This window comes from Metabacillus sp. YM-086, assembly GCF_048059995.1.
In the GTDB taxonomy this organism is placed as follows: domain Bacteria; phylum Bacillota; class Bacilli; order Bacillales; family Bacillaceae; genus Metabacillus; species Metabacillus litoralis_B.
In genome coordinates this window covers 17,521-44,481 of record NZ_JBLUOI010000044.1, presented here as the reverse complement: position 1 = coordinate 44,481, position 26,961 = coordinate 17,521, and the positions used below count along the sequence as shown (strand labels likewise).

Below are 26,961 nucleotides of genomic sequence, written 5' to 3'. Positions count from 1 at the left end.
TAGGTGAAAAGGGAAAACTTGAGTATGTAGACGAACACAGAATTGAAACAATTTTCCCGCAATCAATTCAAAAAAAGGTCATTCAAGCTATGTTGAAATCACATCCTTATGAGGAGGTAGCTTATGATATATATCCAGTAGAACAAAAGGGTGAAGTTCTGGGCCTAGGGCGAATTGGGAAATTAAACAAAGAACTAACTCTTCAGGAGTTTGCTGAACATGTTAAAACCTCTTTGCATGTTGAATGTGTAAGAATGGTTGGAAAACCAGATGCGAAAATTAAAAAGGTAGCCGTTTTGGGTGGCGATGGCAATAAATATATCCAACAGGCAAAATTTAAAGGTGCAGATGTTTATGTTACTGGAGATCTTTACTTCCATGTTGCACATGATGCTATGATGATGGATTTAAATGTTATAGATCCTGGTCATCATGTGGAAAAAGTGATGATTAATGGAGTTTCTAAAAAATTAGGAGAATTATGCTTGAACGAAAAGTTTGATGTGAAGGTCTTTGGATCACAGGTCGATACAAATCCATTTAAATTTGTATAGAATAAGAAAAATCCCATTCATTTTTGAATGGGATTTTGTTTCTTAAATTAAGAATTTTTCACCTTTACTTTTGGAAGGATCTTAGATAATGGAACTTTATGATCCAAACTCCATGTTGATTCGTCCTCCGGATTATATTGTTCTAGAAACTGAATAACCTTCTTCGTAATAGGTGTTGGAGTGGATGCTCCTGCAGTTATTGCAACAGTTTTCACATCTTTTAACCACTCTAGTTTAAGCTCACTTATATCTGAGATTCGATATGCTCTTGTGCCGGCAATTTGCTCAGATACTTGTGCTAATCGATTTGAATTATTACTTTTCGGGTCACCTACAACAATTGTTAAATCTGCTTCTTTTGCTTGTTCAGCAACAGCTTCTTGACGGACTTGAGTAGCTAAGCAAATTTCGCGATGAATTTCAACATGCGGAAATTTTTCTTTTACTTTTTCCATAATGTCGGCAACATCCCATTGACTCATTGTTGTTTGATTCGTAACAACTAATTTTTCATTTTCAAGTGAGAGTTGTTCCACATCTTCAACTGATTCGACAAGATGCACAATTTCAGGTGCCACCCCAACAGCACCTTCTGGCTCAGGGTGCCCTTTTTTGCCGATATAAATTACGTTGTACCCTTCTGCTTCTTTTTCACGAATAAGGTCATGTGTTCTAGAAACATCCGGACATGTGGCATCAATTGTAACAAGTCCTTTTTCCTTAGCAAGCTTTCTTACTTCAGGTGATACTCCATGGGCAGTAAATACAACCGTTCCTTTATCAACCTTTTCTAAGATTTCTAAGCGGTTTTCCCCATCTAAAGTAATAATGCCATCCTCTTCAAAGGCATCTGTTACATGTTTATTATGGACAATCATCCCTAAAATGTAGATAGGTCTAGGTAAAGATTTATCTAATGCTGCGTTTTTTGCAATAACCATTGCATCAACAACACCATAACAATAACCGCGCGGAGCGATTTTAATTATATCCATTATATTGCCTCCTTAAGAGATCAAATAGAGAGCTGACAAATGATCGACCCTTTGTCCCTGCTTCTACTGAAAAAAAAGCCGCTAAACGGCTCTTATTTCTCACAATCTCTTAATATTATAACGAAATTCAGGAAAGAATACAAAGAGGAATATTAGATATACATTTTTGGCTGAGAGCTTCTTGGCGTTGGTTTACGCCTTTTGGTTTCAGTAGATTGCATAACTTCTTCAGATTTACTTGGAGACTCTTTTTTAGTTGTTTTTTTACCAACGTTTTGCTTTGTTGACTGATTAGACTGTTCTGTAACAGTGGCTGCTTGCGTTGTTTCATTTGTGGAGTCATTTGACCCATTATCATCACTGCTGTTTAGCTCACGATAAATCTTTACCATGGCCGGAAGATTCTTTACTAATGGACCGTATTGTTGGACCATTGGTGTTACTTGCTGTGCCATTCCTAACACACGTTGCACATTTCCAAGCATTCCTGAAATGTTTGAAGGATTCATCAGTCCTTGAAGAGACCCAGTGGCTCTGGTTGCGTTTGAAGCGGCATTTGCACCACCAATAAAGCTTTGGGGGTTTATCCCTCCTCCAGCTGCACCTTGTGAGCCTGGCAATATTTTCGAAAGTATACCTTTTAATCCACCGCCACCACCAGCACCTCTAGCAGCCATTTGCGATCCTAATTGTCCTCTGCCCATGAATGAGCCTGGATTTGCTTGTCGTCCCATCGGAATTTGCCCTTGTTGCGGGAAGTAACCTCTGGAATTCATAGGAGGCATCGGTCTTTGCTGAAACATAAAAATTCCTCCTTTCAAAGTTCGTTACCCTGTTTTAGACTATGCATTTAAAGGTCAATTGGTTTCTGTTACATAAAAAAATGAAAAAATGTTTTACATGAGTTATTTTCATAATTATGACTCTTAAATCAAAAAACGAACATTTTTCTTCACCTTGAACATGTTAATAATCAATACACGGATAAAAACATTAATAAATGTGAAATTCATACGTTTTTTGGTAACAAATGATACATTATAAAATTGATTCACATAATTTGAGTTTTTTATTCAATAAGGTATAATCTAATGATGGACTGATAAAGTGTCGATTTATGTATAAAATAAGAACTTTATCAAAAAGGAGAGATACGGATGGAACAAACAAAATTTGAGCGTTTTTCATTAAAGCCTTTTATTATAGAAGCGATAACAAAAGAATTAAAATTCTTTGAGCCAACTGAGATACAGGAGCGATTAATTCCCTCTATTTTAAGAGGTGAAAGTGCAATTGGACAATCACAAACAGGTACAGGTAAAACGCATGCCTACTTATTACCTTTAATCAATCAAGTTGAACCAGATCGACCAGAGGTACAAGTTGTGATAACAGCTCCGACGAGAGAACTAGCTTCACAAATTTACAATGAAGTTGGAAAACTTATTTCTTTTTCACCAAATGATATATCTGCCAAGCTTTTTATTGGTGGTACAGATAAACAAAGAACGATTGAAAAACTAAAAAGCCAACCACAAATTGTTGTAGGTACACCTGGTCGTATAAATGATCTTGTAAAAGAAAATGCACTAATCATTAATCGGGTTCGCTCATTTGTCGTTGATGAAGCAGATATGATCCTGGATATGGGGTTTATAAAAGATGTGGATATGATAGCAGGGCAAATGCCTGATAAATTACAAATCTTAGTTTTTTCCGCGACAATCCCAGAAAAGCTGAAACCATTTTTGAAAAAGTATTTGGCAAATCCTAAATTTACACATGTAGCTCCTAAACAAGCGACTGCAGCAAAGATCGAACATATTCTTGTTCCAGTTAGGCATCGCGATAAGATAAAGCTTGTTCATGACATGCTTAAGGATTTTAATCCTTTTTTAGCCATTGTTTTTACAAACACAAAAAGAAATGCGGATGAGTTGGCAGATGCACTCATTGAAAAAGGTTTAAAGGTCGGAAGAATTCATGGTGATTTATCTCCGCGAGACCGGAAGAAAATGATGAAGCAGATTAATGATCTTGAATTTCAATATGTTGTTGCAACTGACTTAGCAGCACGTGGAATTGATATTAAAGGAATAAGTCATGTTTTAAACTATGAAATTCCTACTAATGATTTAGAATTCTATATTCATCGTGTTGGAAGAACAGCTCGTGCAGGTAGTTCGGGAGTTGCTGTCACTTTATACGAGACTTCTGATGAAGATGCGTTAAATAAGCTTGAGAAGCAAGGAATTGAATTTATTAATAAAGATTTTGTTGGTGGAGAATGGCGCGAAATTGATGACAGAAAACGCCGTCAAAATCGAAAAAGAGTAACAGACGAGGTAGATGCTTTAGCCAAAAGCATTGTTCAAAAACCTAAAAAGGTAAAACCAGGCTATAAAAAGAAGATGGGCCGAGAAATGGAACAAATTAAAAAGAGAAAAAGAAGGTTAAACAAAAAACAAAAATAGGGAGAGAGAGTAAATGCTGAAAATTGGTTCACATGTGTCAATGAGCGGGAAAAAAATGCTTCTTACATCTAGTGAAGAAGCTGTATCATACGGTGCCAATACATTTATGGTATACACTGGTGCCCCTCAGAATACAAGACGTAAAAAAATAGAAGATTTGAATATAGAAGCCGGTAAAGAACATATGAAGGAGCATGGAATCGATGAAATTATTGTACATGCCCCTTACATTATTAATATTGGTAACTCAACAAATCCGGCAACCTTTCAATTAGGTGTTGATTTCTTACGCTCTGAAATTGAAAGAACTCAAGCAATTGGCGCAAAGCAAATTGTTCTTCACCCTGGTGCACATGTAGGTGCTGGAGCAGATGAAGGGATTAGAAAAATTATCGAGGGCTTGAATGAAGTTCTTGAACAAAACCAAGAAGTTCAAATTGCACTTGAAACAATGGCAGGTAAAGGTTCTGAATGTGGACGTTCATTTGATGAGTTAGCGAAAATTATTGATGGTGTTACACATAATCAACATTTATCTGTTTGCTTTGACACATGTCATACGCATGACGCTGGTTACGATATTGTTCATGATTTCGATGGTGTGTTAAAAGAGTTTGACTCCATTATTGGACTTGATCGGATCAAGGTTCTTCATATTAATGATAGTAAAAATCCAATGGGAGCTAGGAAGGACCGTCACGAAAACATTGGGTTTGGACATATTGGCTTTGAAGCACTTAGTCATATTGTTCATCATCCATCTTTAATGGATGTTCCAAAAATATTAGAAACTCCTTTCGTTGGGGAAGATAAAAAGTACAAGAAGCCTCCTTATCAATTTGAAATCAATATGTTAAAAGAAAAAACATTTGATGAGGGACTACTAGATAAAATAGCAAATCAGTAACAATTAGGGAGGGAGCTGCAATCAGCTGCTCTCTTTTTTATGGTAAATAAAAAGGAACAGTAACAAATATGTACTGTTCCTTGAAATAACTTGATTGCTTTCTATGTTTCTAAGTATATGGTCAATTAGTGAATTTCTGAAATAGTTGATTAACCTGCTGTGCTGTTTGTGGAGAGGTAATGGATGCAATTTGCGATAACAGCTTTTTTCTTTCATTCACATTAAAGATGTTGATATTTTTTCCATTCATTGCTTTTACGACTTCGGCTGCTTGGGCTCGACCTATTGAAATATTAAATTGTTTGGCATATTGCATAAGTTCCTCAACTGAAATGTTGTTTAACTTTTGATTAATAATTTTTTGAAATAAGATCATTTTCAAACCTCCTCTCAAACAATGTATGGAGATTTGATCTAAAATGTGCTGTTTTTTTACAAGTGATTATCCTTTACTTTTAAGTAAGATTCCTGTACAATTTTCATGTTATAAATAAGAATACCTTTTATATGTATTTTTATTAAATCGGAACGATTCTTAAATCGTAAAGGATGAAGAAAGATGAATCAACCTATAGTAGAAATAAAACATGTAGATTATACGTATGAACGACAAAAAGTTCTTGAAAATATAAATTTAACGATTGAACAAGGAAGCTTTCTTGGTCTTGTTGGTCCAAATGGATCTGGTAAAACAACATTATTAAAATGTCTATTGGGCTTATTGAAACCCCAACAAGGTGAGATTAAGCTCTTTGGTCAAACTATCCAAAAGTTTAAAAATTGGCATGAAATCGGGTTTGTTTCGCAAAAAGCAAATAGCTTTAACACAGGATTTCCTGCCTCAGTTTTTGAGGTCGTTTCTAGTGGATTAACTTCAAGACTCGGATTGTTTAAATTTATGAATCAACAAGATCGAAAGCGTGTGTATGAAGCGATTGATGCTGTTGGATTAACTGAATTTACAAAAAGGAACATCGGAGAGCTGTCAGGAGGGCAACAACAAAGAGCTTTTATTGCAAGAGCAATTGTTAGTGATCCTAAATTATTAATTTTAGATGAGCCAACTGTAGGGGTTGATGCGAAGACAGTTCAAAATTTCTATGATATGCTTCTTACCTTAAATAAGGATTTAGGCATTACCCTAATATTAGTAACCCATGATATTGGAACAATATCAGATAAAGTGTCCCATGTTGCTTGTATTAATAAGCATCTGCATTTTCATGGAAACTCAAAGGAATTTGAATTATTAAAGGACGATGAGATGTCTGACTTTTATGGACACTCTCTACATGTGTTATCACATGATCACTCCCATTAATGGAGGATATACAAGATGTTAAGTAGTCTTTTTGAATATGAATTTTTACAAAATGCATTTATATCAGGAATGCTTATTGGCTTAATTGCGCCTTTATTAGGTGTTTTCGTTGTTGTAAGAAGAATGTCTCTTATAGCGGATGCATTAAGTCATGTTACTTTGGCAGGAATTGCAGCAAGCTTACTGCTTGAAAAGAAAGTTTCAGCTTTTGCCGGTCTGAATCCTATTTATCTTGGCATGAGCTTTTCTGTTATAGGCTCACTTTTTATTGAGAAGCTAAGAACAGTCTATAAACATTATCAAGAGTTGGCTATTCCAATTATATTATCAGCAGGTGTTGGAATCAGTGTGATCTTTATTTCATTAGCAGATGGATTCAATACGGATTTATTTAGTTATTTATTTGGAAGCATAAGTGCTGTTAGTAGAACCGATATGCTTGTTATCCTAGGAATTACTATTTTAGTCATTAGCATTGTTTTTATACTCTATAAAGAGCTTTTTTTATTATCGTTTGACGAGGAGCATGCTAATGCATCTGGTATTCAAGCAAAGTCCATTCATTTTATTTTTATTTTCATGCTTGCTCTTGTAATTGGTGGGTCCATGAGGATTGTAGGGATCTTATTAGTATCCTCACTTATGACACTTCCGGTTGCAGCAAGTATTCGAATTGCAAAAGGATTTAAGCAAACAATCTTCTTTTCTGTACTATTTGGCGAATTATCTGTTATTATTGGATTATTCCTAGCCTATTATTTAGACTTAGCACCAGGTGGGACTATTGTTATTTTGTCAGTGCTTATTTTAATATTGACAATCTTATGGACTAAATTGACAAAGGGGAAAGTAGTTTCATGAACGTTCAAGAAGCTCTCGACTTATTGAAAGACAAAGGATACAAATATACAAGTAAGCGTGAGGAAATGCTTCAACTTTTTGCAGATTATGATAAGTATTTAACGGCAAAAGATGTTTTGGAATCTTTGAAAGACAATTATCCTGGATTAAGCTTCGATACAATCTATAGAAATTTATCTTTATTTGCTGAACTTGGTATTTTTGAAATGACTGAATTGTCCGGGGAAAAACATTTCCGTTTTACATGTGATAGTAAACATCATCACCATCATTTTATTTGCTTAAAGTGTGGAAAAACAAAGGAACTGCCAGGTTGTCCGATGGGAAATTTGGACGATTTAAATGATTATGAAATAAGTGGACATAAATTTGAAGTGTATGGTAAATGTCCTCAATGTCATTAAAAAAGCTCTGACATGTGTCAGAGCTTTTGTCTTTGTTTAGGAAATGAAAAGCAGCTTTAATTGTGGATAACGCTTCGACATCCAGCTCCAGCAGTCTGACTTTTTGGCTAAAAAGTCAGATACCTAGCCCCTCGAGGTCATAAGCCAATTTAGAATAAAGGGCCAAAAAACGACTTCTATTCTAAATCGTCTTATGCTGGTCGGGGCTGAACGAGTCTCTTGCGCTTTTGTCTTTATAAAACCTTTACATCATACCATTGATTTACCCAATTCTTTGCTTCAAGCCAATCATTCACCCGAATGACTCCACTAGGAATCGGCTCTTGATTGTAAGGCGTATTAAACAAAATAACAGGAATTTGATGTTCCTCACTAATCATACAGGCATTATCATGCTTGTCCTCAAAAAAGATGGAGATCTTATTATTCTTTACAGCTTCAAGCTTATCATGACTTCCTACCAGTTCAATATGGTGGTAAGAAATGTCTTGATCTTTAAACCAGTTGTGCGTGATATCCAACAAATGCTTTCTCCTTGCACTGATAAATAATAATTGATGCTGATGCTTCCATTCATTTAAGACATTTTTAGCATGAAGGGCTAGTGGAGCTTCTTTGTAAATGATGGGTTCAAATTTATCCATCCAAACCCAAAATTCTTCCTCCGTAATATTGAGGACTTTTGTTAAGTCATATTGATTTAAATCTTCGTACGTTAAAGATTTATTAAATGATTTATTTAAATACGGGACAAATGTTCTTGGATCTGTAACTGTTCCATCAATGTCTATTCCTAGTCGTAACATCATGTTCTCTCCTTCGTTGATTCCTACTAATAAGTGTAACATAATGAATTTTTAAACGAACAGAAAAGTTTTACAGTTATAGTTTTTCACTCTTTGCTCATAATATTAATGCTCCTTTAATTCAGAAAGGATGGGATCTAAATGGCAGACGAAAATAAGTTCAATGAACGAGATCGTTTTGACAATCCTGATTATAAGGGGATTACGCCGCTAGATCGAGAACTTGAGAATTATGAAACCGAATCAGCTGCTGAGATTGCAGCCCCAATCAATATGGGTCGTACAAACGCTACTGTTAACACAGAAGCAGACCGAGGGGAAGCTGTAGGAGAAGGAAGAGGAATGGGCTTTCTTGCCCTTGCCCTATCCATTATCTCATTGTTCATTTTACCTGTCATATTAGGAGCAGCAGGTATTATTGTCGGCTTTATTGCACGTAGACGAGGTGCTACTGGAACCGGTGCATGGGCAATTGGTATCGGTGCCTTATCGATTATTTTAGGCATCTTTGTTATGCCGTTCTTCTAGGAAAAGAAAACTAACTGAAAGAGGGATTGACCTATAGGTCAATCCCTCGTTATGTAAATCGGATCAGGAGGGATTTAATTTGGGAGAGAAAGAAGCAATTCATACGGTTAAGGCATCTATTCATAATGGAGTAAAATCAACTGAGTTAGAAAGTGATGCGTATAATGCCAATATGGCGATTCAAGAGCGTTTTTATGGTGATAAACCGTTTGAAGACGATATCGATACTTCTTTATCAAACAATGCCAATATTGGAGCGGTTATTCTTCCTGAGGATGAGTAATAAAAAAGGAATCGGTGGGTTACCGATTCCTTTAAAATGTTATGCTTTCGATTTCTCAGCCTCTTGTTTTGCATAGTGCTCTTCAGCAATTTTATCAATTTCCTTTTTTAATTCCTCTACCATAGTTTCTTCAGGTACTTTGCGCACAATTTTCCCTTTACGGAAGAGTAGACCTTCACCACGGGCCCCAGCGATCCCAATATCCGCTTCACGAGCTTCTCCGGGTCCGTTAACAGCACATCCTAATACAGCAACTTTGATTGGGGCCTTAATTTTTGCGATATATTCTTCCACTTCATTTGCAATGCTAATGAGGTCAATTTCGATACGACCACATGTTGGACAAGAAATTAAAGTAGCAGCATTCGCTGCTAATCCAAAGGATTTTAACAACTCTCGAGCAACTTTTACTTCTTCTACAGGATCAGCACTTAGCGATACGCGTACTGTGTTCCCAATTCCTTTACTTAAGATGGCACCTAAGCCAGCAGCACTTTTTACCGTCCCGGCAAATAATGTCCCCGATTCTGTAATTCCTAAGTGCAATGGATAATCGAATGCTCTTGCAGCTTTATCGTAAGCCTCAATAGCAAGATTTACATCTGAAGCCTTCATCGATACAATGATGTCATGAAAATCTAAATCCTCTAAAATTTTAATATGATGAAGAGCGCTTTCTACCATACCATCTGCAGTAGGGTATCCATATTTCTCTAAAATACGTTTTTCAAGAGAACCAGCATTTACACCAATTCTTATCGGTATGTTACGTTCTTTTGCAGCTTTTACGACAGCTTCAACTTTTTCTTTTCTACCGATATTTCCTGGGTTAATTCTTATTTTATCCGCTCCGCCTTCAATAGCTTTTAGAGCAAGTTTATAATCAAAATGAATATCAACTACTAGTGGTATATTAATTCTCTTTTTTATTTCAGCAATTGCATTTGCCGCACGCTCATCAGGACATGCAACACGTACAACTTGGCAACCAGCTTCCTCTAGGCGGTTAATCTCAGCAACGGTTGCTTCGACATCATGTGTTTTCGTTGTTGTCATACTTTGAATAACAACCTCATTATTTCCACCGATTGTTAAATTACCAACTTTAACGGGTCTGGTTTTCGTACGATGTATGATTTCACTCACGTGTAAATCGCTCCTTAACAATAAGTTTAAACCTTCGACAATCTTATCCAATATTTATGATACTTGACTACGTTTTATTTTACTAGTAATTATACTTACCAACCCTCATTTTACAGTGATGGGTGAGAAATGACAAGAATGATCTATGGATTATAATTTGGAAAAGTATATTTTTTCCCAATCATAATTTCTTCTGCATCCATTTTAGGATTTAAGGTTTCGAAATCCTCAATTACTTGTTCAATTGATACAGGGAGGGTTCCATGATGCTTTTCAATAATGGATAATACTGTGTCTCCCTGTTTTACTGTCATTTCAAAGCTCGGGATTTTCGTTTGCTGTTTATCTATACTATTAGAGGCTACTACTTGTGCTGTTGATGTTTTATTTGTAACTGGAAGTGTGCCAATTTGGAAGTCGTAATAGATAATGTACAAAAGAAATAATCCGATTAGAATAGTTGAGAATCGCTTCATGATTGCCTCCCAGGTTTTTTTATATATTCTATATTACACTCTATGTTTTGCACCGAAATATTATGTTAAAAATAATAGAGTTAATAGAATAGACCTGATAACAAAAATCGCGGAATAAAGAAACTAAAAAAACGCGGGGAATCCGCGTTTTTTATGCTTCATTTATTTTTTTCTTAATAGAAGGCACTTCCTTTAAGACTAAATAGATAACAATTAAATGAACAAACCAGTTAATCAAGAATCCACTTGGTACAATAACCTGTAGACTATCCATTATAAAGAAAAAAACGGTTGCAAGTGTTGTTGAGTAGGCGGCCATAACCCAAACCTGCTTGAAGTTAAGTTTCCTTTGTAAGCTGTTTTTAATGGCTAAACCCAGCAATGCTAAAAAAGTTACTTCTATAAACTTAACGAAAGCTCCGAATAAGTACATCACAACAAATAATATAGTTAAAACAATAGGTAGAAGTTGATTAAACTGTGAAGTGATTTCCGTTAAATCTTGCTTTGTTATTGACATGTTCAATAGGCTATATTCGTATGATTGTGCTTGCCCGTTTGCAGAGAACACAAATCGATCGCTCAAAATACCAATAGCATTTTGCTTTGCCTCGATTTCTTCTACACCGAAAGCGCCTGATTCATCTAATATAATGATAAAATCATCTACTTTTATTTCTATGGGCTTTTCAGTGTCAGCTGATAGAAGGCCATCTTCAATAATAAAGTCGGGAAGTTCATTTTGTAATGTTTGATCAAACCCTTTGATACCCTCACTCAATCCAGTGGAAAAGTGATAACCAGTCGGAATTGTACTAAGTAACGATAAGATAAAGACATATAAAATAGTTTTTCCTATTCCCTGAAATCGAAAAGTGGATATGGTTTTGGGTGAGTATATGCTAGTATATAACTGTTTAAAAACGTTCATGTTATGAAACACATCCTTATAATTTATACGTCTTATATTTTATAGATGAAAAAGAAATATGACAAGGAATGAAGTTATAAGTTAAGGTTTATTTTTAAATTTAGAATCTTTTGTAAAGTTTTTATAAATTTTTTGTAAATATTTTAGAAAAACATCTTTACAATAAAATAGAATATCGTTAATAATTGTAAGGGTTGTAGATGTTTGTCGACAAAAGACGAAATGAGGAGTTGGAAATTTTGGAACTGGATATCCAGAAGATGATATTTGAATTCATTGGTGGACTTGGGATATTTCTATTTGGAATTAAATATATGGGAGATGGTCTGCAACGCTCCGCTGGTGACAAATTAAGAGATATTTTGGATAAGTTTACGACAAACCCCTTAATGGGTGTTTTAGCTGGAATTATAGTAACAGTATTAATTCAATCAAGTAGTGGAACAACAGTTATTACTGTTGGTTTAGTTAGTGCTGGGTTTATGTCACTTAGACAAGCTATTGGTGTTATTATGGGGGCTAATATAGGAACCACTGTTACAGCATTTATTATTGGAATTAAGATTTCTGATTATGCCTTACCTATTATTGCTGTAGGAGCAATCCTTTTATTCTTCTTTAAAAATAAAAGAATACATAACATCGGTCAAATTGTGTTCGGCTTTGGAGCACTATTCTTTGGTTTAGAATTAATGGGTGACGGAATGAAGCCGTTGAGATCTTTAGAGGCCTTTCATGATTTAACTGTAAGTATGAGCTCTAATCCTCTGCTAGGTGTGTTAGTAGGTACTATCTTTACAGTTATTGTCCAAAGTTCAAGCGCGACAATTGGAATTTTGCAGGAGCTATTTGGTCAAGGTCTATTAGATATTAAGGCAGCTTTACCGGTTCTTTTTGGTGATAATATTGGTACAACAATTACGGCTGTATTAGCTTCTATTGGAGCTTCTGTTGCTGCAAGAAGAGCTGCTTTAACACATGTTATTTTTAATTTGATTGGGACGACGATTTTTTTGATTTTCTTACCACTATTTACGGTTTTTATGCAATTTTTACAAGCGAAGTTAAATCTCAACCCTGAAATGACCATTGCTTTTGCACATGGAACATTTAACTTTTCTAACACGATTATTCAATTACCTCTAATTGGTGTCTTAGCCTGGATAGTTACAAAATTAATTCCTGGTGAAGATTCAGTTATCGAATATAAAGCAAAACATCTTGACCCAATTTTTATTGAACAATCATCTTCTATTGCCTTAGGACAAGCTAAAGAAGAAGTACTTCGAATGGGGAAATTTGCAACTGTTGGCTTAGAAGCAGCTAGGGATTATCAAATGTCCTTCTCTCAAAAAAATGCGGACACTGCTTTGCAACTAGAGGATGCTATAAACAATTTAGATCGAAAAATAACTGACTATTTAATTCTGATTTCAAGAAGTGAGATGTCGACAGCTGAATCAGAAGAGCACAGTATGCTAATGGATACAGTCAGAGATATTGAACGTATCGGAGATCACTTTGAAAATGTAGTGGAATTGGTAGGCTATCAAATAACAAATAAAGTGAAACTTACGGATTCAGCAAAGCAGGATCTTCAAGAAATGTTTGACTTAACAATTCAAACATTAATAGATGCAATAGCAGCTTTAGACGATAAAGACACATCTTTAGCATCTAAGGTTCTAAGGTCAGAAGAGCAAATTGATAAAATGGAAAGAACTCTTCGTAAAAAACATATATTACGTATTAATGAAGGAAGCTGTACAGGTTCTGCTGGTATTGTATTTGTTGACATTATTAGCAACTTAGAACGTATTGGTGATCATTCAGTTAACATCGCAGAAGCTGTTTTAGGTTACAGAGATTAATCTATTCACATAAAAATAAAATCTGTACACCACTGCTAAAAGTAGCAGTGGTGTTTTTTATATATTTATTTCCATTAATCTAGCAAAATTGGTGGATCTTTCTTGAAAAATAAGAAGAAGGTCTTATTGACGTGAATTTCAATCTTAACACTAGCTTAATATTTCGATGGTATAATTAGTCGAAATTACACGAGATATGGGGGGCTCGACTTGGGATTGAAATGGGCGAACTACATAAAAAAGACACCAATATATAAGCTGAAGCTTAACTCGAAAAAGCTTACAAAGAGCAAGAAAACAGAAAAGGATAAGCTACCAGAAGACAATTCAGTTATAAATAAAGTTTTTTCAAAATTCAGCTTAAAAAATCGTTTATTGTTTTTATTTAGTTTCTTATTGATTGTTTCTATTAATATAGTAGGAATTAGTTCTTACCTAAAGGCAAAGGATACAACCATTGAGACGATTGAAAACCGGATAAGTCGTGAATCAGAGGTTATGGCGTATGTTGCTAAAAACTTAAAGTTCTTATATGTAAGTGATAACCTATATTTTATGCAACAATTAGAAATAAGTATACGTGATCAGCAACGACAGTTAGAATCAGACGGAATCCAATCGGATATATTTTATTATTCAGAGGATGAAATTAAACCTTTTAAAATAAGTAATAAAGCGAGCATCTCTTTTACTGAGTCTTTTAAAGAAAAAATAGCAAATGGAAAAAACGCTGTTTTTCATCAAACAATTGATGGAAAAGACTATACAATTTCTGTTATAAAAGTGCCAGAGATTAATGGGAAAACGTTTCTTGTGGTCCCTACTGAATCTTATTTAGGTCCAGTAAACGAGATGGCACAATTTATGATTATTGTAATGGCTGTTAGCATAATTATTTCAACTATCCTTTTAATTATGTTTGTAAGAACTCTAACAAAGCCATTAAATGAGCTTCAAAATGTTATGACAGAGGTGCGTGAGGGAGATCTAAATAAAAAAGCCTTAATTAATACAACCATTCCTGAGCTTCAATCTCTCAAAATGAGTTTTAATATGATGATTGAACAGATGAGAGTCGTGATAAATGAAATTAATGAAACAACAACGGAGCTAGAAAATACCGGGGAAAATCTTAGCCATTCCTCAGAATATGCCCTCTCTTATAGCCGTCAGCTAATTGAAGCCATTAATGTCGTAAAACAAGGTGCAGAACAAACTGCAAGTAGCTCTGAAAGTAGTGTAAATGGCTTTCAATCAATGAAACATAGAATTGAACTTTTAATTTCTGGGATGGACACAGTTTTTCAGAGCTCCGAAGATATGAATTTATCCGCAAAGCGAGGAGAAAAGAACAACACATATTTAATCAACACCATCCATAGCTTCGAACAAGATTTTGAGCACATGACGTCAACGATTCAGCAAGTAAAGAATCATTCCTCTTCAATCACTAATCTTGTAGGTTTAATCAAAGGTGTCGCCGACCAAACAAAATTATTAGCTCTCAATGCTACGATAGAGGCGGCAAGGGCAGGAGAAGCAGGAAAAGGTTTTGCTGTTGTTGCCAATGAGGTACGTAAGCTAGCAGAACAATCCTCATTGGCAACTGTAGACATCTCAAAATCGATTGCTGAAATGGAAGATGTAACGATTCGAGCTACAAAAGAATTCGATGATATGCTTATGAAAATTAAACGAAACTTGGAAACAGCAAATTCATCAAAAGCATCTTTTGATGAATTAATGGTTGAAATTGAGACGGTGAGTAAGCGACTTCAAGGAATGCAAGGAGAACTTCAAGGCTTAAAATCAGTTCTCCCAGACCTAGAAGAAGGCACGTTAAGCTTTGCGTCAATTTCGCAAGAAACCCTTGCAAGTTCAGAACAGATGCTTTCAACTAGTGGTGATCAAATACAGCAGATGGAGAGCACGCATGAAATTGGTTTACAATTAAAAGGTTTATCCAATTCGTTGTCTAGTATTTCGAAACAATTTAACGTGAACTAAAAAAGACAGATTGTCTAAACACTCATATTTAGACAATCTGTCTTTAAATTTTTAATAGTGCTGTTCTGTGGGAGGTTGTTTATCTTACTTAATCATATATTATTAGTAAGAGTACTTGAATACTGAAATAAAAGAAGTCGGTATTAGCCACATTTACTTTAAGGAGGGTTCTTTTATGCAAATAATCTATTGGTCCGTTATTAGTTTATTGTTTGTTGTTTCCTTTATTGGACTTATCTATCCAATTATCCCTAGTGTACTTTTTATTGTTGCGGGATTTTTACTATATGGATGGTTCTTTGAATTTACTGAATTAACATGGTTATTTTGGATGATACAGGGATTCTTTATTGCTTTACTATTTGGAGCGGATTATTTAGCAAATCTGTTAGGGGTAAAAAAATTTGGTGGTAGTAAAGCAGCCATTTGGGGAAGTACAGTTGGTCTTTTAGTTGGACCTTTTATTGTTCCGTTTATAGGTGTAATAATAGGGCCTTTTATAGGTGCTGTATTTGCAGAGCTATTATTTCATAAAAAGGAATTTAAATTAGCTATAAAGTCTGGTGTAGGATCTTTATTAGGATTTATTTCAGGTGTGTTTGCAAAAGGATTCATTCAATTAATGATGATCGCGTATTTTCTATTTCAGGTTTTAAGATAGGTTCTTCTATTGTATATAATTTACTACTTGTGAGAAAACTGTTATGTGTTTGAATGCTTTTCAATTGAAAGTACAGGGCAATTTTGGTAACCTTAAACTTGAAGAGCTTACACAAGCTTTTAACACGTACATATATTAAGGAGGAACAAAAAATGGCTTACGAATTACCACAATTACCTTATGCGTATGATGCACTAGAACCACATATTGACAAAGAAACAATGAACATTCATCACACAAAACACCACAACACTTACATTACAAATGTAAATGCTGCTTTAGAAGGAAATGCTGATTTAGCAGGAAAAAGTGTTGAAGAATTAGTTTCTAATCTTGACGCTGTACCTGAAGCTATTCGCCCAGCAGTACGTAATAATGGTGGTGGACATGCAAACCACAGTCTATTCTGGACAATCTTATCTCCAAATGGTGGCGGTGAGCCGGCTGGTGAGCTTGGTGAAGCAATTAATGCTAAATTTGGTAGCTACGACAGCTTTAAAGAAGAGTTTGCTAAAGCGGCAACAACTCGTTTCGGTTCAGGTTGGGCTTGGTTAGTTGTAAACAATGGTGAATTAGAAGTAACAAGCACTCCAAACCAAGACTCTCCTTTAATGGAAGGAAAAACACCAATCCTTGGTTTAGATGTTTGGGAGCATGCTTATTACCTAAACTACCAAAACCGCCGTCCAGATTACATCGCTTCTTTCTGGAACGTAGTAAACTGGGATGAAGTTTCTAAGCGTTTCAGCGCTGCGAAATAATAAGAAAAAGAATAAAGATAACGTGAAGGGCTAACATACTTGTTAGTCCTTTTTTGTATGGTTTATACCTCACAACGTACTAATTACAAGATATATACATAACTACAAACCGATAAGACAAACTATGTACTAGAAGTTGAAGGGGAGTAGTTTTTATGTCAAAAATGAAGAAAATTATTGGTGATGTAGATGTAAGTAAAGATTTAATTTTATTATTAGTGATAGGAGGATTATATTCCTTAAGTATTGCACTTTCTAATACATTTGTGAACGTTTACTTATGGAAACAATCCGGAAAATTTATTGATTTAGCCATTTACAATTTATCAATTGTAGTGATGCAGCCTTTAACCTTTATCTTTGCAGGAAGATTAGCTAAAAAGGTAGATCGAGTAATTGTATTAAGGCTAGGTGTTATTTTTTTAGCTGTATTCTTCTTAAGCGTCCTTATGATCGGAGGATCTGCTGCGAAATTTCTTATCCTATTAGGCGGTACATTAGGGATAGGGTATGGTTTCTACTGGCTTGCGTTTAACGTTTTAACATTTGAGATTACTGAACCTGAAACAAGAGATTTCTTTAATGGATTTTTAGGTGTGATGAACTCTACAGCTGGAATGGTTGGTCCTATAGTTGCTGGTTTTGTCATCTCTAGGCTTAAAAACTTTACTGGATATACGACAATCTTTACAATTTCTCTCTTATTATTCTCAGGCGCTGTAGTACTGAGCTTTTTTTTAAAGAGAAGAAAAGCCGAAGGAGATTTTATTTTAAAACGAATTTTTCATGAAAGAAAGAATAATAAAAATTGGCGACATGTTACAAGAGCACATTTTTTTCAAGGCTTAAGGGAAGGAACCTTCGCTTTTGTAATTGGTGTTTTCGTCTTTATTACAACAGGTAGTGAATTAGCGTTAGGGACTTTCGGTTTAGTCAATTCAGGTGTAGCTTTTATTGGTTATTATCTTGCATCAAGAGTGATAAAGAAAAATAAGCGTAAACGTTTCATTTTAATAGGTGGGACTTTACTTTATCTCTCAATTTATTTAATTTTGTTTGATTTGACTTATCAAAAGCTACTTATATATGCTGCCCTCATTGCTATTGGGTATCCGATGTTACTCGTTCCGTATATGTCATTAACATTTGATGTGATTGGAAAGGCGTGGAGCGCTGCAAAAGCGAGAATAGAGTACATTGTGGTAAAAGAGATTTTTCTAAACGCAGGAAGAATTGTGTCAATACTAGGGTTTATCATTGCTATTTCTTTCTTTGATGAAAAACAAAGTATTCCGGTTTTACTTGCCATCATTGGAGCGGGCCACTTCGTTATATACTTTTTTGTAAAAAATGTTCAACTAGAAGAAAGCGAAGAAAGTATAGAGCAAACAAGTCGAAAACCAGTTTTAAAGAACAATCTTGTTGATGGTGATAGTAGTGGGTAAATTTGGTTCGTAATAATATGTATGTAACAATTTCCTTTGTATAAAAATAAAAATTGAATAATGTTCTAATAAACCTAATACCCATCTTTACGCAAAATATGACAAACTCCATCACAAATTTACAAAACCTTTACATTAAGTTAAAACGTTATTAATACTAGAGCGTTATTCTATTACTCGTAGGACAAAACAAAAAACACTCTTTAGGGGGAATTTGGCAATGAAAAGCTTTAAAAACCTAGCATTACTTATCGTAATGGGAATCTTAGTTGTATTCGCAGCTGCTTGTGGTGGCGGAGAAACTGCAGAAGAAACTAACACTGGTAACGGAGAAGCTACTGAAGAAGAAGCAACTTTAGAAGGTAGCGTTGTAATTGATGGTTCTGGTACTGTATATCCTTTCATGGCAAGAATGGCTGAAAACTATATGGGTGAAAATGAAGAAGTTTCTGTTGAAGTAAGTCGTGCGGGTACTTCTGCTGGTTTTGAAAAGTTTCTTGTAGCTGAAAACGGAACTGATTTTAATGATGCATCTCGTCATATTAAAGAAGAAGAAACAGCTAAAGCTGAAGAGCTTGGTATTGAAGTTAAAGAATTCCAAGTTGCTCTTGATGGTTTAACATTTGTTATCAATAAAGAAAATGATTGGGCAAAAGAAATGACTCAAGAAGATGTTGTTAAAATCTTCCTTGCTGAAGGTGGAGTAACTAAATGGTCTGATATTAATCCAGAATGGCCAGCTGAAGAAATCAAGCCTATGGGTCCTAACGAAAACCATGGTACTAACGAGTTCATGTTTGAAACGATCATGGAAGAAAAAGATTTCGTTGATAGTGTTAACCTACAACAAGAATATTCTACTCTTGTAGATCTTGTTTCAAAAGATAAAAATGCAATTGCATTCTTTGGATACGGATACTACGAGAGCAATAAAGATAAATTAAACGCAGTTTCTGTTGACTTTGGTAAAGGTCCAATTGCTCCAAGTTTAGATACAATTGGTTTAGATGATGAAGCTGGGTATAAAGCATTTACTCGTCCAGTATTCACATACTTAAATGTTGATATGGCAAAAGAAAAGCCACAAGTTCTTGATTATGCAATCTACACTATGGAAAATGCTCAAGATGTAGCTGCAGAAACTGGATTTGCTCCATTGAAAGATGAAGTAATTCAAGAATCAATTAGCTACTTAGAAGGATTAAAATAATCATCCTCGAAAGTTTTCCTAACTGTATGAAGATGAGAAGTTTAGCTTCTCATCTTCTTATGTATTTTCTTCTATTAAAACTATCTACAATAAAATTTCACCTTACATAATATGTGGAGGATGGAAGGGGTTTTCGATCTTGGATAATAAAGAAAGCATCCGTGACATGATTGAAAAAAAGAGAAGCACGACAAATTTAACTTCAGTCACAGAAAAGTTCATGCCTAAATTTTTATTAGCAATTGCAACAATATCAATACTAACAACTATTGGTATAGTTGTTACTCTACTAACTGAAACAATTAACTTTTTTAGAGATGTTTCATTTTTAGACTTTTATACAGGAACAATTTTAAAACCATTGGGTGATGAGGCAGTATTCGGAGTGCTTCCATTATTAATGGGTACACTCTACTCAACAATTATTGCCATGATAGTGGCTATTCCAGTTGGTTTAATGGCAGCTGTATTCTTGAGTGAATATGCTTCAGATAAAGTGCGCAGAATTTTAAAGCCTATATTAGAAATTCTTGCAGGTATTCCTACGATCGTATATGGTTTTTTTGCTTACACCTTTGTAACACCCTTATTAAGGTCATTTATACCAGCCTTAGAACCAACAAATATTTTAAGCCCTGGTATAGTAATGGGTATTATGATCATTCCAATGGTAGCTTCACTTTCTGAAGATGCAATGAGTTCTGTGCCAAACTCAATGAGAGAAGGTGCTCTTGCCCTTGGTTCAACAAAACTTGAGGTAACTTGGAAAGTCGTCATTCCAGCTGCTATATCTGGTATTATTGCCTCGTTTGTATTAGGAATTTCTCGTGCGATTGGTGAAACGATGATCGTCGCAATTGCAAGTGGAAGTAACAAGAACTTTACCTTTGATCTTACACAATCCATGCAGACAATGACTGCTTACATCGTTGAAGTAACTGGTGGGGAAGCTCCTGCAGGTTCAACTATTTATTACAGTTTATACGCTGTTGCTATGACATTATTTGTTTTTACTCTTATAATGAACCTAGTTGCTCAGTATATTTCTCGTAAATATAGGGAGGAATATTAAGATGAAATATGTAGATGTTGAACAGGTACAGAAAAAAATGGGATCACGATTGTTTGCGAATAACCTTGCGAACGTTGTTTTTCTATTAGCGACTCTATTTGGATTAGTCGTATTATTAACATTAATCTATCGAGTATATTCAGATAGTATTGGATGGATTGACTTTCAATTTATTACGAATAAACTTTCAACAGATGCAGAACGTGCAGGTATTATGGGTGCGATCATGGGTACTTTATGGTTAATGGTCGTAGTTGCACCTGTTACAATGTTTTTAGGAGTAGGTACTGCAATCTACCTAGAGGAATATGCAAAAAACGGGAAATTAAAATCTATTATTCAAACTAATATTTCTAACTTAGCTGGTGTTCCATCCGTCGTATTCGGTATATTAGGTTTGACTGTATTCGTACGTAGCTTTGGATTAGGGAATATTGTTCTTGCTGGTGGTCTGACAATGTCTTTATTAGTACTTCCAATTGTTGTTGTTGCAAGTCAAGAAGCTATTCGTGCAGTTCCACAATACCTTAGAGAAGCTTCTTATGGAATGGGAGCTACTAAATGGCAAACAATAAAAAATATTGTTTTACCGGCAGCCATTCCAGGGGTGTTAACTGGTCTTATACTTTCTCTCTCTAGAGCAATAGGTGAAACAGCACCTCTAGTTGTTATAGGTATTCCGGCATTGTTAATTCCACTTCCAGATGGCATTTTTGATAAATTTACAATTTTACCTATGCAAATATATTATTGGACTGTTGACTCTGCACTTGTTGCTGAGTATGCAAACCTTGCTGCAGCTACAATCGTTATACTCTTAATCGTATTATTCTTAATGAATTCAATTGCAATCATTATTAGAAATAAGTTTCAAAATAGATTTTAATTTCTTGGGGGGTTTTTAAACTATGGCAGTTTTATCTGATAGTGAAAAGAAAAATGTAACGACTATTGAAAGATCAGAAAAGTCAGTGGATAAAAAGAGCGTTGTATATGATACAAAAGATTTAAACTTATGGTACGGTGGAGATCATGCATTAAAGAACATTAACCTTTCTATTCATGAAAATGAAGTAACGGCAATCATTGGACCTTCTGGTTGTGGAAAATCGACATTTATTAAAACATTAAACAGAATGGTTGAATTAATACCTGTTGTTCGTATATCAGGAGATATCAGATATAGAGAAAAAAGTATCCTTGATAAGAGTTATAAGGTTGAAGATTTAAGAACAAGAGTTGGTATGGTTTTCCAAAAGCCTAATCCATTTCCTAAATCAATTTATGATAACATCGCTTACGGACCTAGAATTCATGGTATAAAAGATAAACGTATTTTAGATGAAATTGTTGAGAGAAGTTTACGTGGAGCTGCAATTTGGTCTGAAGTTAAGGATCGATTAAAAGAAAATGCATATGGTCTTTCTGGGGGACAGCAACAGCGTTTATGTATTGCTCGTTGCTTAGCAATTGAGCCTGATGTTATCTTAATGGATGAACCAACTTCAGCGCTTGATCCGATATCAACTCTTAAGGTAGAGGAATTAATTCAAGATTTAAAGAAAGATTATAGCATTATCATTGTAACTCACAACATGCAACAAGCTGCTCGTATTTCAGATAAAACAGCGTTCTTCTTAAACGGAGAAGTTGTAGAATTTGATGCAACGGATAAAATCTTTTCAAATCCTGTTGATAAGAGAACTGAGGATTATATTACAGGTCGATTCGGTTAATAAAAAAGTCGTGCATTTCCATAAGTGCACGACTTTTTTTATCCATAAACTTATCTTAGTTTTATAAAGCATTATTTTGGGGAATATATAACTGTATTTACATAGGAGGTAAACATTATGAGTATAAGAGAAAGATTCGAGATCGATTTAAAAAACTTAAGAGATAAATTAATTGAAATAGGAAGTGTTACTGAAATTGCACTTAACAAGTCAATTGATGCGTTAGAAAAACAAAATATTGATGAAGCTCTTCAAATTATTGAGGATGATTATAGAGTGGACGACCTTGATGAAGAAATTAACGATTTAGCGATCCTTTTAATTGCTAAACAACAGCCTGTTGCAACAGATCTAAGAAGAGTTATTGTTGCAATTAAAATTTCAAGTGATATTGAAAGAATGGCTGATTTTGCAGTAAACATAGCTAAGTCAACAATTAGAATCGGTGATGAACCTCTTGTTAAACCAATTAAACATATTAGAAAGATGCACGAAATTGCTACGAAAATGCTTTCATTATCGATAAAGGCTTTTAATGAAGAAGACCTTGTTTTAGCAAAAGAAGTGGCTGATATGGACGATCAGGTGGATGAATTATATGGAGAAACAATTCGAGATATATTGGATCTCATGTCATCTAAAAAAGACAGCTATCAGCAACTTACTCAGCTTATGTTCATTTGTCGCTATATTGAAAGAACAGCAGATCATGCAACAAATATTTCTGAGAGTATTATGTACTTGATTAAAGGACAGAGATACGATTTGAATTCATAAGTAAATAAAAAACAGCTAAGAAAATAATTCTTAGCTGTTTTGCTTTACCTAGTAATCGCTTCTGCAAGTTGCTGGAACGTCATTCCTTTTTGGACTTCAAACGTACCAAGCTGGACTCTTGTATGAAAGTTGTTTTTGATTAAAAATTGATCAAATTCAAAAGATGAGGCGATTATGGCATTTTGTTCAAGAAGATCAGAAACTTCACTAGTTGTCATGCCTTCTTTAATCGTAATATTATACTTTATTACTTCTTCTTTCTTTTCTTCAGCTTCCTTAGGTTGTTCAGTTACTTTAGCCGTTTCAGTTTGTTGTTGATTTTGAGAGTCCTCTTGTACTACTTCAGCTTTTTTAAGTGCTAGAAGCTCTTCATACTCTTCAGATGTGATGGAAACTTGTCCATTACTTTTAAGAAACTGGTTGACTTGTTTTTCTGTTACTTCTTTTTGCTCACTATCAGCAGTTGCAGATTGATGATCTGAAAGAAGATAGGTTCCGCCAAGAACAGAAGTTGCAACAATCATGCCTGCTGCAAAAGCTTGAAAGCCTAATTTACTCATGTTAATGCCCTCTCATTCTGTTCCACAATTGTGCGAATTTCTTCAACAGAAGAAGCTTCTGATAAAGCGATAGCTTCAAGTGACATACCTTGGCGATACTTTGCTAATATACGTTTAGGGTTTGCGCCCTCATCCTCTTGATATTGTTTTGCTTGTTCTTTTAAAGGAACATCATTTTGTAATAATTCTTCTTCTACAATGCGCATTTTCTTTTTCAATTTATAAATCTCTTGCATGGCAGATAATTGTAAATGGTCTAATTCTTGTTCTAGTTCTTTAACATTGTCACGTTGGAAAAAAGATAATCCAATTAAAGCAATGCTTATAATAAATAAAATAATAATCACAATTGTCATCATTTTCACCTTCTTTGATTATTTCCCTTTACCTTTATATCATAATTTGCCATTGTAAAGAAGTGATATTTTGAGGAAAATGTAGTTTTTTGCCGATATTTCTTTAAATAAGCTAAGTTTGAATACTTTTCGCACATGGTATGATAAATAGAGTATGAAATAAGAGAGGAATCTTTATGGAAACATATCATCTTCTTAATCACCAACATATCATTCGAAATCAATCGCCGGTTTGTGTCGATACTATAGAAATTTTTACTTATCCAGACGTTGTACTAGTTTCCTGGAAAATAGTTTCTTCTACTAAGATAGCGGTTTCCTCATTACTTGGAGAAAACTTTAATGATTTATTAGTAAGAGTTATTCTTTGTCGGCAGAATCAATTCAATGAAGAATTTTCATTTAATGTAAGTAAATGTAGTGGTGTTTTAGAAATTCGAAACCTTGAGACAGCTACATACTCTTGTGAGCTCGTCGTAAGCAACTCTAAAAACCAATCTATAGTCATTAAATGCTCTACTAAAAAAGAGTACCATAATCATAAGAGAATAAAGAATCAACTAAACTGGAGAAGGGTAGTTGAAATGGAGGAGAGCGAGACGTGGGTACCAATGTTCTCAGCATATACAGACTATGATGAAGAGTGATCGTACAATTTTAGCGTTAACACCTGAATTTGATGAACATCTAGTTGGGGGACTTGGTAGACATGTAAATGATTTCGTGGAGGAAGGCATTAAACATAATCTTACATTTATTATTTTAACGCCTTCTAAAAGTAATAAAGAAAGTTATATGAAGAAGGAGAATGTCCACATCTTTCACTTGCTGCCATGGAGACAAAACTCGTCAGATTTGTTCGATTTTATACGGAACATTAATTTTCGGTTCAGTCAATTTGTTCTTCAGGAGCTACACATTCCATTTGACCTCATTCACGTACATGATTGGATGTTTACGGCATCAGCTTGTCAAATTAAGGAAGAATTACATAAACCATTAATTACGACGATTCATTCTACAGAACATGAACGAAAACAATTTAAGAATGGAAAAGAGCTTTCCACCATAACAAACTATGAGAAACAGCTTATTGAAGCTTCAGATCAGCTAATCGTTTGTAGTCTTTATATGAGAAAAATTATAGAAAATAGAGCAGTAAAACGAGAAATTCAAATAGAGGTAATACCAAATGGTGTTATCGTCGAAAACTATCAAAAAATGCTAGAGCCTTCACAAGCACTACAAAAGTTTTCTTTTATCAATTCTCCTTTTTTATTATCCATGGGAAGATTAGTTAAAGAAAAGGGATATCACCTTCTCCTTGAGGCCTTCTCGATCTTACATAAAGAGTATTCTGAATTAAACCTTGTTATAGCTGGTGAAGGACCTTATGAAGAACAATTAAAACAAATGACAACAACTCTTCAAATCAAGGCGAACGTTTTTTTTACTGGTTTTGTGAAAGATAAGGAACGTAATACACTACTTAGCAATTGCCAAGCACTTATTGTACCAAGCTTATATGAGCCATTTGGGATCGTTGCTTTAGAAGGAATGGTTTTACATAAACCAATTATCTCATTTCAGGTTGGAGGCTTAGGAGAAGTGTTGTTGCATAACCGTGGCTTGTTAACAGAGCAAATTAACAGCAAAAGTTTAGCTGAAACTCTACATTTTGTTCTGTCACACCCAAAGCAGGCCGATGAGATAGCTCATACTGGATATCTTGCTATTATAAAGGAGTATCAGTGGTCAATTCTTATAAAAAAGTTAATCTCTATCTATAAAAAGCCTGAATTTCTACAATATCTTTAAAATATAATGAAATAGATGTGGAATTTGTCAAATAAAAATGCTATTATATTAAAGTCTGATTTGTTTTATAGTTTTTTATGTTTGGAGGGAAAGAAACATGCGTGTGAATATTACATTAGCTTGCACTGATTGTGGCGAACGTAACTATATTTCTAAAAAGAATAAACGTAATAATCCAGATCGTCTTGAGCTTAAGAAATATTGTTCAAGAGAGAAAAAAATGACAGTACACCGTGAAACAAAGTAAGCAGTAGGATTTTATATCCTACTGTTTTTTTTTATACGTTATTACAGTATAAATTAGTAGCACAGGAGACTACACGACGTAGTAGCTAATTTTATTTATTAACTATAAGTTCAACTAACGCTTCGGTCTTCACTTTTTATTTTCACCAGTCAGCGAGTTTTCAAATATGCTACTATAAACAAAAGGAGGGATATTCTTGAAGAAAAAGGAAATGAGAAGCATTATGCTAAAACAACTTACCGAAATCAGTGATGAAGAATATCAACAGCTTTCAAAAGAAATACATAAGCATTTATTTTCTTTCTCAACATGGAATAAGGCAAATACAGTAGCTGTTACAGTTTCTCGAGGCAGAGAAGTTGATACTTTTCCGATCATAAAACAAGCGTGGACTGATAAGAAAACAGTTGTTGTTCCAAAATGCGAACCAGCTACCAATACGATGGAATTTAGAAGCATTACCTCTTTTGATCAGCTTGAGAATGTCTTTTACGGTTTAAAAGAACCGATCTTATCAGAAACATCTGCTGTAAAAAAATCTCTAATTGATCTTATCCTTGTCCCAGGTATTTGTTTTGATAAAAATGGTTATCGAATAGGCTATGGTGGGGGATATTATGATCGATATCTTATGGATTATAAAAATGATACTGTTTCATTAGCTTTTTCAAGTCAACTTATTAACGGAGTACCTATAGAAGCTCATGATGTTCCTGTATCCACCCTTATTACTGAGCATGGAGTAATGAAATAA

31 protein-coding genes are annotated in these 26,961 nt (G+C 34.6%); 22 read left to right on the top strand and 9 right to left on the bottom strand.

Going from position 1 to position 26,961, the window contains the following annotated elements:
- Positions 1–554, top strand: a 554-nt coding sequence (locus ACEWK1_RS17685) for a Nif3-like dinuclear metal center hexameric protein (RefSeq protein ID WP_416636542.1), incomplete at its 5' end; no start/stop codon positions are given.
- Positions 555–601: 47 nt separating this feature from the next.
- Here ACEWK1_RS17685 and ACEWK1_RS17680 read toward each other — a convergent pair.
- Entirely contained in the window at positions 602–1,549 is a 948-nt protein-coding gene (locus ACEWK1_RS17680) for a 4-hydroxy-3-methylbut-2-enyl diphosphate reductase (RefSeq protein WP_121662862.1), read from the bottom strand.
- 152 nt (positions 1,550–1,701) lie between these two features.
- A complete protein-coding gene (locus tag ACEWK1_RS17675) occupies positions 1,702–2,352 on the bottom strand; it encodes a YqfQ family protein (RefSeq protein WP_212136713.1) in 651 nt (216 codons plus the stop codon).
- A 354-nt stretch (positions 2,353–2,706) separates the two neighbouring features.
- Here ACEWK1_RS17675 and ACEWK1_RS17670 point away from each other — a divergent pair, with 354 nt between their 5' ends.
- Positions 2,707–4,023, top strand: coding sequence for a DEAD/DEAH box helicase (locus tag ACEWK1_RS17670; protein WP_251398381.1), 1,317 nt, complete (start codon positions 2,707–2,709; stop codon positions 4,021–4,023).
- Between the two features lie 13 nt (positions 4,024–4,036).
- A complete protein-coding gene (locus ACEWK1_RS17665; protein ID WP_121662859.1) occupies positions 4,037–4,930 on the top strand; it encodes a deoxyribonuclease IV in 894 nt (297 codons plus the stop codon).
- A 121-nt stretch (positions 4,931–5,051) separates the two neighbouring features.
- Here ACEWK1_RS17665 and ACEWK1_RS17660 read toward each other — a convergent pair whose 3' ends face one another.
- A complete protein-coding gene (locus tag ACEWK1_RS17660) occupies positions 5,052–5,306 on the bottom strand; it encodes a DUF2624 domain-containing protein (protein WP_098797472.1) in 255 nt (84 codons plus the stop codon).
- Between the two features lie 183 nt (positions 5,307–5,489).
- Between ACEWK1_RS17660 and ACEWK1_RS17655 the strand changes: the two genes are divergently transcribed.
- The 3 genes from ACEWK1_RS17655 to ACEWK1_RS17645 are packed head-to-tail and all read left to right on the top strand — an operon-like array spanning position 5,490 to position 7,516.
- A complete protein-coding gene (locus ACEWK1_RS17655) occupies positions 5,490–6,251 on the top strand; it encodes a metal ABC transporter ATP-binding protein (RefSeq protein WP_212136709.1) in 762 nt (253 codons plus the stop codon).
- A gap of 15 nt (positions 6,252–6,266) precedes the next feature.
- Positions 6,267–7,112: a metal ABC transporter permease gene (locus ACEWK1_RS17650; RefSeq protein WP_121662857.1), complete on the top strand. Its 846-nt coding sequence runs from the start codon at positions 6,267–6,269 to the stop codon at positions 7,110–7,112.
- Positions 7,109–7,516, top strand: coding sequence for a Fur family transcriptional regulator (locus ACEWK1_RS17645; RefSeq protein ID WP_121662856.1), 408 nt, complete (start codon positions 7,109–7,111; stop codon positions 7,514–7,516). The genes ACEWK1_RS17650 and ACEWK1_RS17645 overlap by 4 nt, the downstream gene beginning before the upstream one ends.
- A 233-nt stretch (positions 7,517–7,749) precedes the next feature.
- On the opposite strand, the gene ACEWK1_RS17640 is transcribed toward ACEWK1_RS17645, so the two are convergent.
- Positions 7,750–8,325 (bottom strand): hypothetical protein, encoded by a 576-nt coding sequence (locus ACEWK1_RS17640; RefSeq protein ID WP_121662855.1) that lies wholly within the window; start codon positions 8,323–8,325, stop codon positions 7,750–7,752.
- Between the two features lie 138 nt (positions 8,326–8,463).
- On the opposite strand from ACEWK1_RS17640, the gene ACEWK1_RS17635 reads away from it, so the two are divergent.
- Together ACEWK1_RS17635 and ACEWK1_RS17630 are read left to right on the top strand one after the other, a co-directional pair.
- On the top strand, positions 8,464–8,850 hold the full coding sequence (locus ACEWK1_RS17635) for a DUF4190 domain-containing protein (protein WP_121662854.1): 387 nt from the start codon (positions 8,464–8,466) through the stop codon (positions 8,848–8,850).
- A gap of 79 nt (positions 8,851–8,929) precedes the next feature.
- Complete coding sequence (locus ACEWK1_RS17630) at positions 8,930–9,133, top strand: hypothetical protein (protein ID WP_121662853.1); 204 nt, start codon at positions 8,930–8,932, stop codon at positions 9,131–9,133.
- Between the two features lie 39 nt (positions 9,134–9,172).
- Here the strand turns inward: ACEWK1_RS17630 and ispG are convergent, their stop codons facing one another.
- The 3 genes from ispG to ACEWK1_RS17615 all read right to left on the bottom strand — a co-directional run bounded on the left by ispG (position 9,173) and on the right by ACEWK1_RS17615 (position 11,686).
- Entirely contained in the window at positions 9,173–10,270 is a 1,098-nt protein-coding gene (gene ispG, locus ACEWK1_RS17625; protein ID WP_180320439.1) for a flavodoxin-dependent (E)-4-hydroxy-3-methylbut-2-enyl-diphosphate synthase, read from the bottom strand.
- Positions 10,271–10,422: 152 nt separating this feature from the next.
- Positions 10,423–10,755 carry a LysM peptidoglycan-binding domain-containing protein gene (locus ACEWK1_RS17620; protein ID WP_212136707.1) on the bottom strand — a complete coding sequence of 111 codons (333 nt, stop codon included), beginning with the start codon at positions 10,753–10,755 and terminating at the stop codon, positions 10,423–10,425.
- Positions 10,756–10,906: 151 nt separating this feature from the next.
- The gene (locus ACEWK1_RS17615; protein WP_121662850.1) at positions 10,907–11,686 is read right to left on the bottom strand and encodes a DUF1189 domain-containing protein; all 780 of its coding nucleotides are present in this window, start codon (positions 11,684–11,686) and stop codon (positions 10,907–10,909) included.
- 239 nt (positions 11,687–11,925) lie between these two features.
- Here ACEWK1_RS17615 and ACEWK1_RS17610 point away from each other — a divergent pair, with 239 nt between their 5' ends.
- From ACEWK1_RS17610 to phoU, 10 genes are all read left to right on the top strand, one after another.
- Complete coding sequence (locus ACEWK1_RS17610; protein WP_212136705.1) at positions 11,926–13,557, top strand: Na/Pi cotransporter family protein; 1,632 nt, start codon at positions 11,926–11,928, stop codon at positions 13,555–13,557.
- Between the two features lie 210 nt (positions 13,558–13,767).
- Positions 13,768–15,564: a methyl-accepting chemotaxis protein gene (locus ACEWK1_RS17605; protein WP_251403486.1), complete on the top strand. Its 1,797-nt coding sequence runs from the start codon at positions 13,768–13,770 to the stop codon at positions 15,562–15,564.
- A gap of 175 nt (positions 15,565–15,739) precedes the next feature.
- Positions 15,740–16,225 carry a DUF456 domain-containing protein gene (locus ACEWK1_RS17600; RefSeq protein WP_212136703.1) on the top strand — a complete coding sequence of 162 codons (486 nt, stop codon included), beginning with the start codon at positions 15,740–15,742 and terminating at the stop codon, positions 16,223–16,225.
- Positions 16,226–16,377: 152 nt separating this feature from the next.
- Positions 16,378–16,986, top strand: a complete 609-nt coding sequence (gene sodA, locus ACEWK1_RS17595; protein WP_212136701.1) for a superoxide dismutase SodA — start codon at positions 16,378–16,380, stop codon at positions 16,984–16,986.
- A gap of 155 nt (positions 16,987–17,141) precedes the next feature.
- Entirely contained in the window at positions 17,142–18,431 is a 1,290-nt protein-coding gene (locus ACEWK1_RS17590; protein WP_121662847.1) for an MFS transporter, read from the top strand.
- A 220-nt stretch (positions 18,432–18,651) separates the two neighbouring features.
- Positions 18,652–19,641, top strand: coding sequence for a PstS family phosphate ABC transporter substrate-binding protein (locus ACEWK1_RS17585; protein ID WP_121662846.1), 990 nt, complete (start codon positions 18,652–18,654; stop codon positions 19,639–19,641).
- A gap of 166 nt (positions 19,642–19,807) precedes the next feature.
- Positions 19,808–20,713 (top strand): phosphate ABC transporter permease subunit PstC, encoded by a 906-nt coding sequence (gene pstC / locus ACEWK1_RS17580; protein WP_121665055.1) that lies wholly within the window; start codon positions 19,808–19,810, stop codon positions 20,711–20,713.
- 1 nt (position 20,714) lies between these two features.
- Positions 20,715–21,599, top strand: coding sequence for a phosphate ABC transporter permease PstA (pstA, locus tag ACEWK1_RS17575; RefSeq protein ID WP_098799553.1), 885 nt, complete (start codon positions 20,715–20,717; stop codon positions 21,597–21,599).
- 22 nt (positions 21,600–21,621) lie between these two features.
- Positions 21,622–22,449 (top strand): phosphate ABC transporter ATP-binding protein PstB, encoded by an 828-nt coding sequence (gene pstB / locus ACEWK1_RS17570; protein ID WP_121662845.1) that lies wholly within the window; start codon positions 21,622–21,624, stop codon positions 22,447–22,449.
- A gap of 117 nt (positions 22,450–22,566) precedes the next feature.
- Positions 22,567–23,226, top strand: coding sequence for a phosphate signaling complex protein PhoU (gene phoU / locus ACEWK1_RS17565; RefSeq protein WP_121662844.1), 660 nt, complete (start codon positions 22,567–22,569; stop codon positions 23,224–23,226).
- 44 nt (positions 23,227–23,270) lie between these two features.
- Here the strand turns inward: phoU and ACEWK1_RS17560 are convergent, their stop codons facing one another.
- Together ACEWK1_RS17560 and ACEWK1_RS17555 are read right to left on the bottom strand one after the other, a co-directional pair.
- Positions 23,271–23,786 (bottom strand): endolytic transglycosylase MltG, encoded by a 516-nt coding sequence (locus ACEWK1_RS17560; protein ID WP_212136699.1) that lies wholly within the window; start codon positions 23,784–23,786, stop codon positions 23,271–23,273.
- Entirely contained in the window at positions 23,783–24,142 is a 360-nt protein-coding gene (locus ACEWK1_RS17555; protein WP_121662842.1) for a hypothetical protein, read from the bottom strand. The genes ACEWK1_RS17560 and ACEWK1_RS17555 overlap by 4 nt, the downstream gene beginning before the upstream one ends.
- 176 nt (positions 24,143–24,318) lie before the next feature.
- On the opposite strand from ACEWK1_RS17555, the gene ACEWK1_RS17550 reads away from it, so the two are divergent.
- From ACEWK1_RS17550 to ACEWK1_RS17535, 4 genes are all read left to right on the top strand, one after another.
- Positions 24,319–24,789, top strand: a complete 471-nt coding sequence (locus tag ACEWK1_RS17550) for a hypothetical protein (protein ID WP_121662841.1) — start codon at positions 24,319–24,321, stop codon at positions 24,787–24,789.
- A complete protein-coding gene (locus ACEWK1_RS17545; RefSeq protein ID WP_212136697.1) occupies positions 24,722–25,960 on the top strand; it encodes a glycosyltransferase family 4 protein in 1,239 nt (412 codons plus the stop codon). Before ACEWK1_RS17550 ends, ACEWK1_RS17545 begins: the two co-directional genes overlap by 68 nt.
- A gap of 97 nt (positions 25,961–26,057) precedes the next feature.
- Positions 26,058–26,207, top strand: a complete 150-nt coding sequence (gene rpmG / locus ACEWK1_RS17540) for a 50S ribosomal protein L33 (RefSeq protein ID WP_026558749.1) — start codon at positions 26,058–26,060, stop codon at positions 26,205–26,207.
- 196 nt (positions 26,208–26,403) lie between these two features.
- A complete protein-coding gene (locus ACEWK1_RS17535; RefSeq protein ID WP_373995107.1) occupies positions 26,404–26,961 on the top strand; it encodes a 5-formyltetrahydrofolate cyclo-ligase in 558 nt (185 codons plus the stop codon).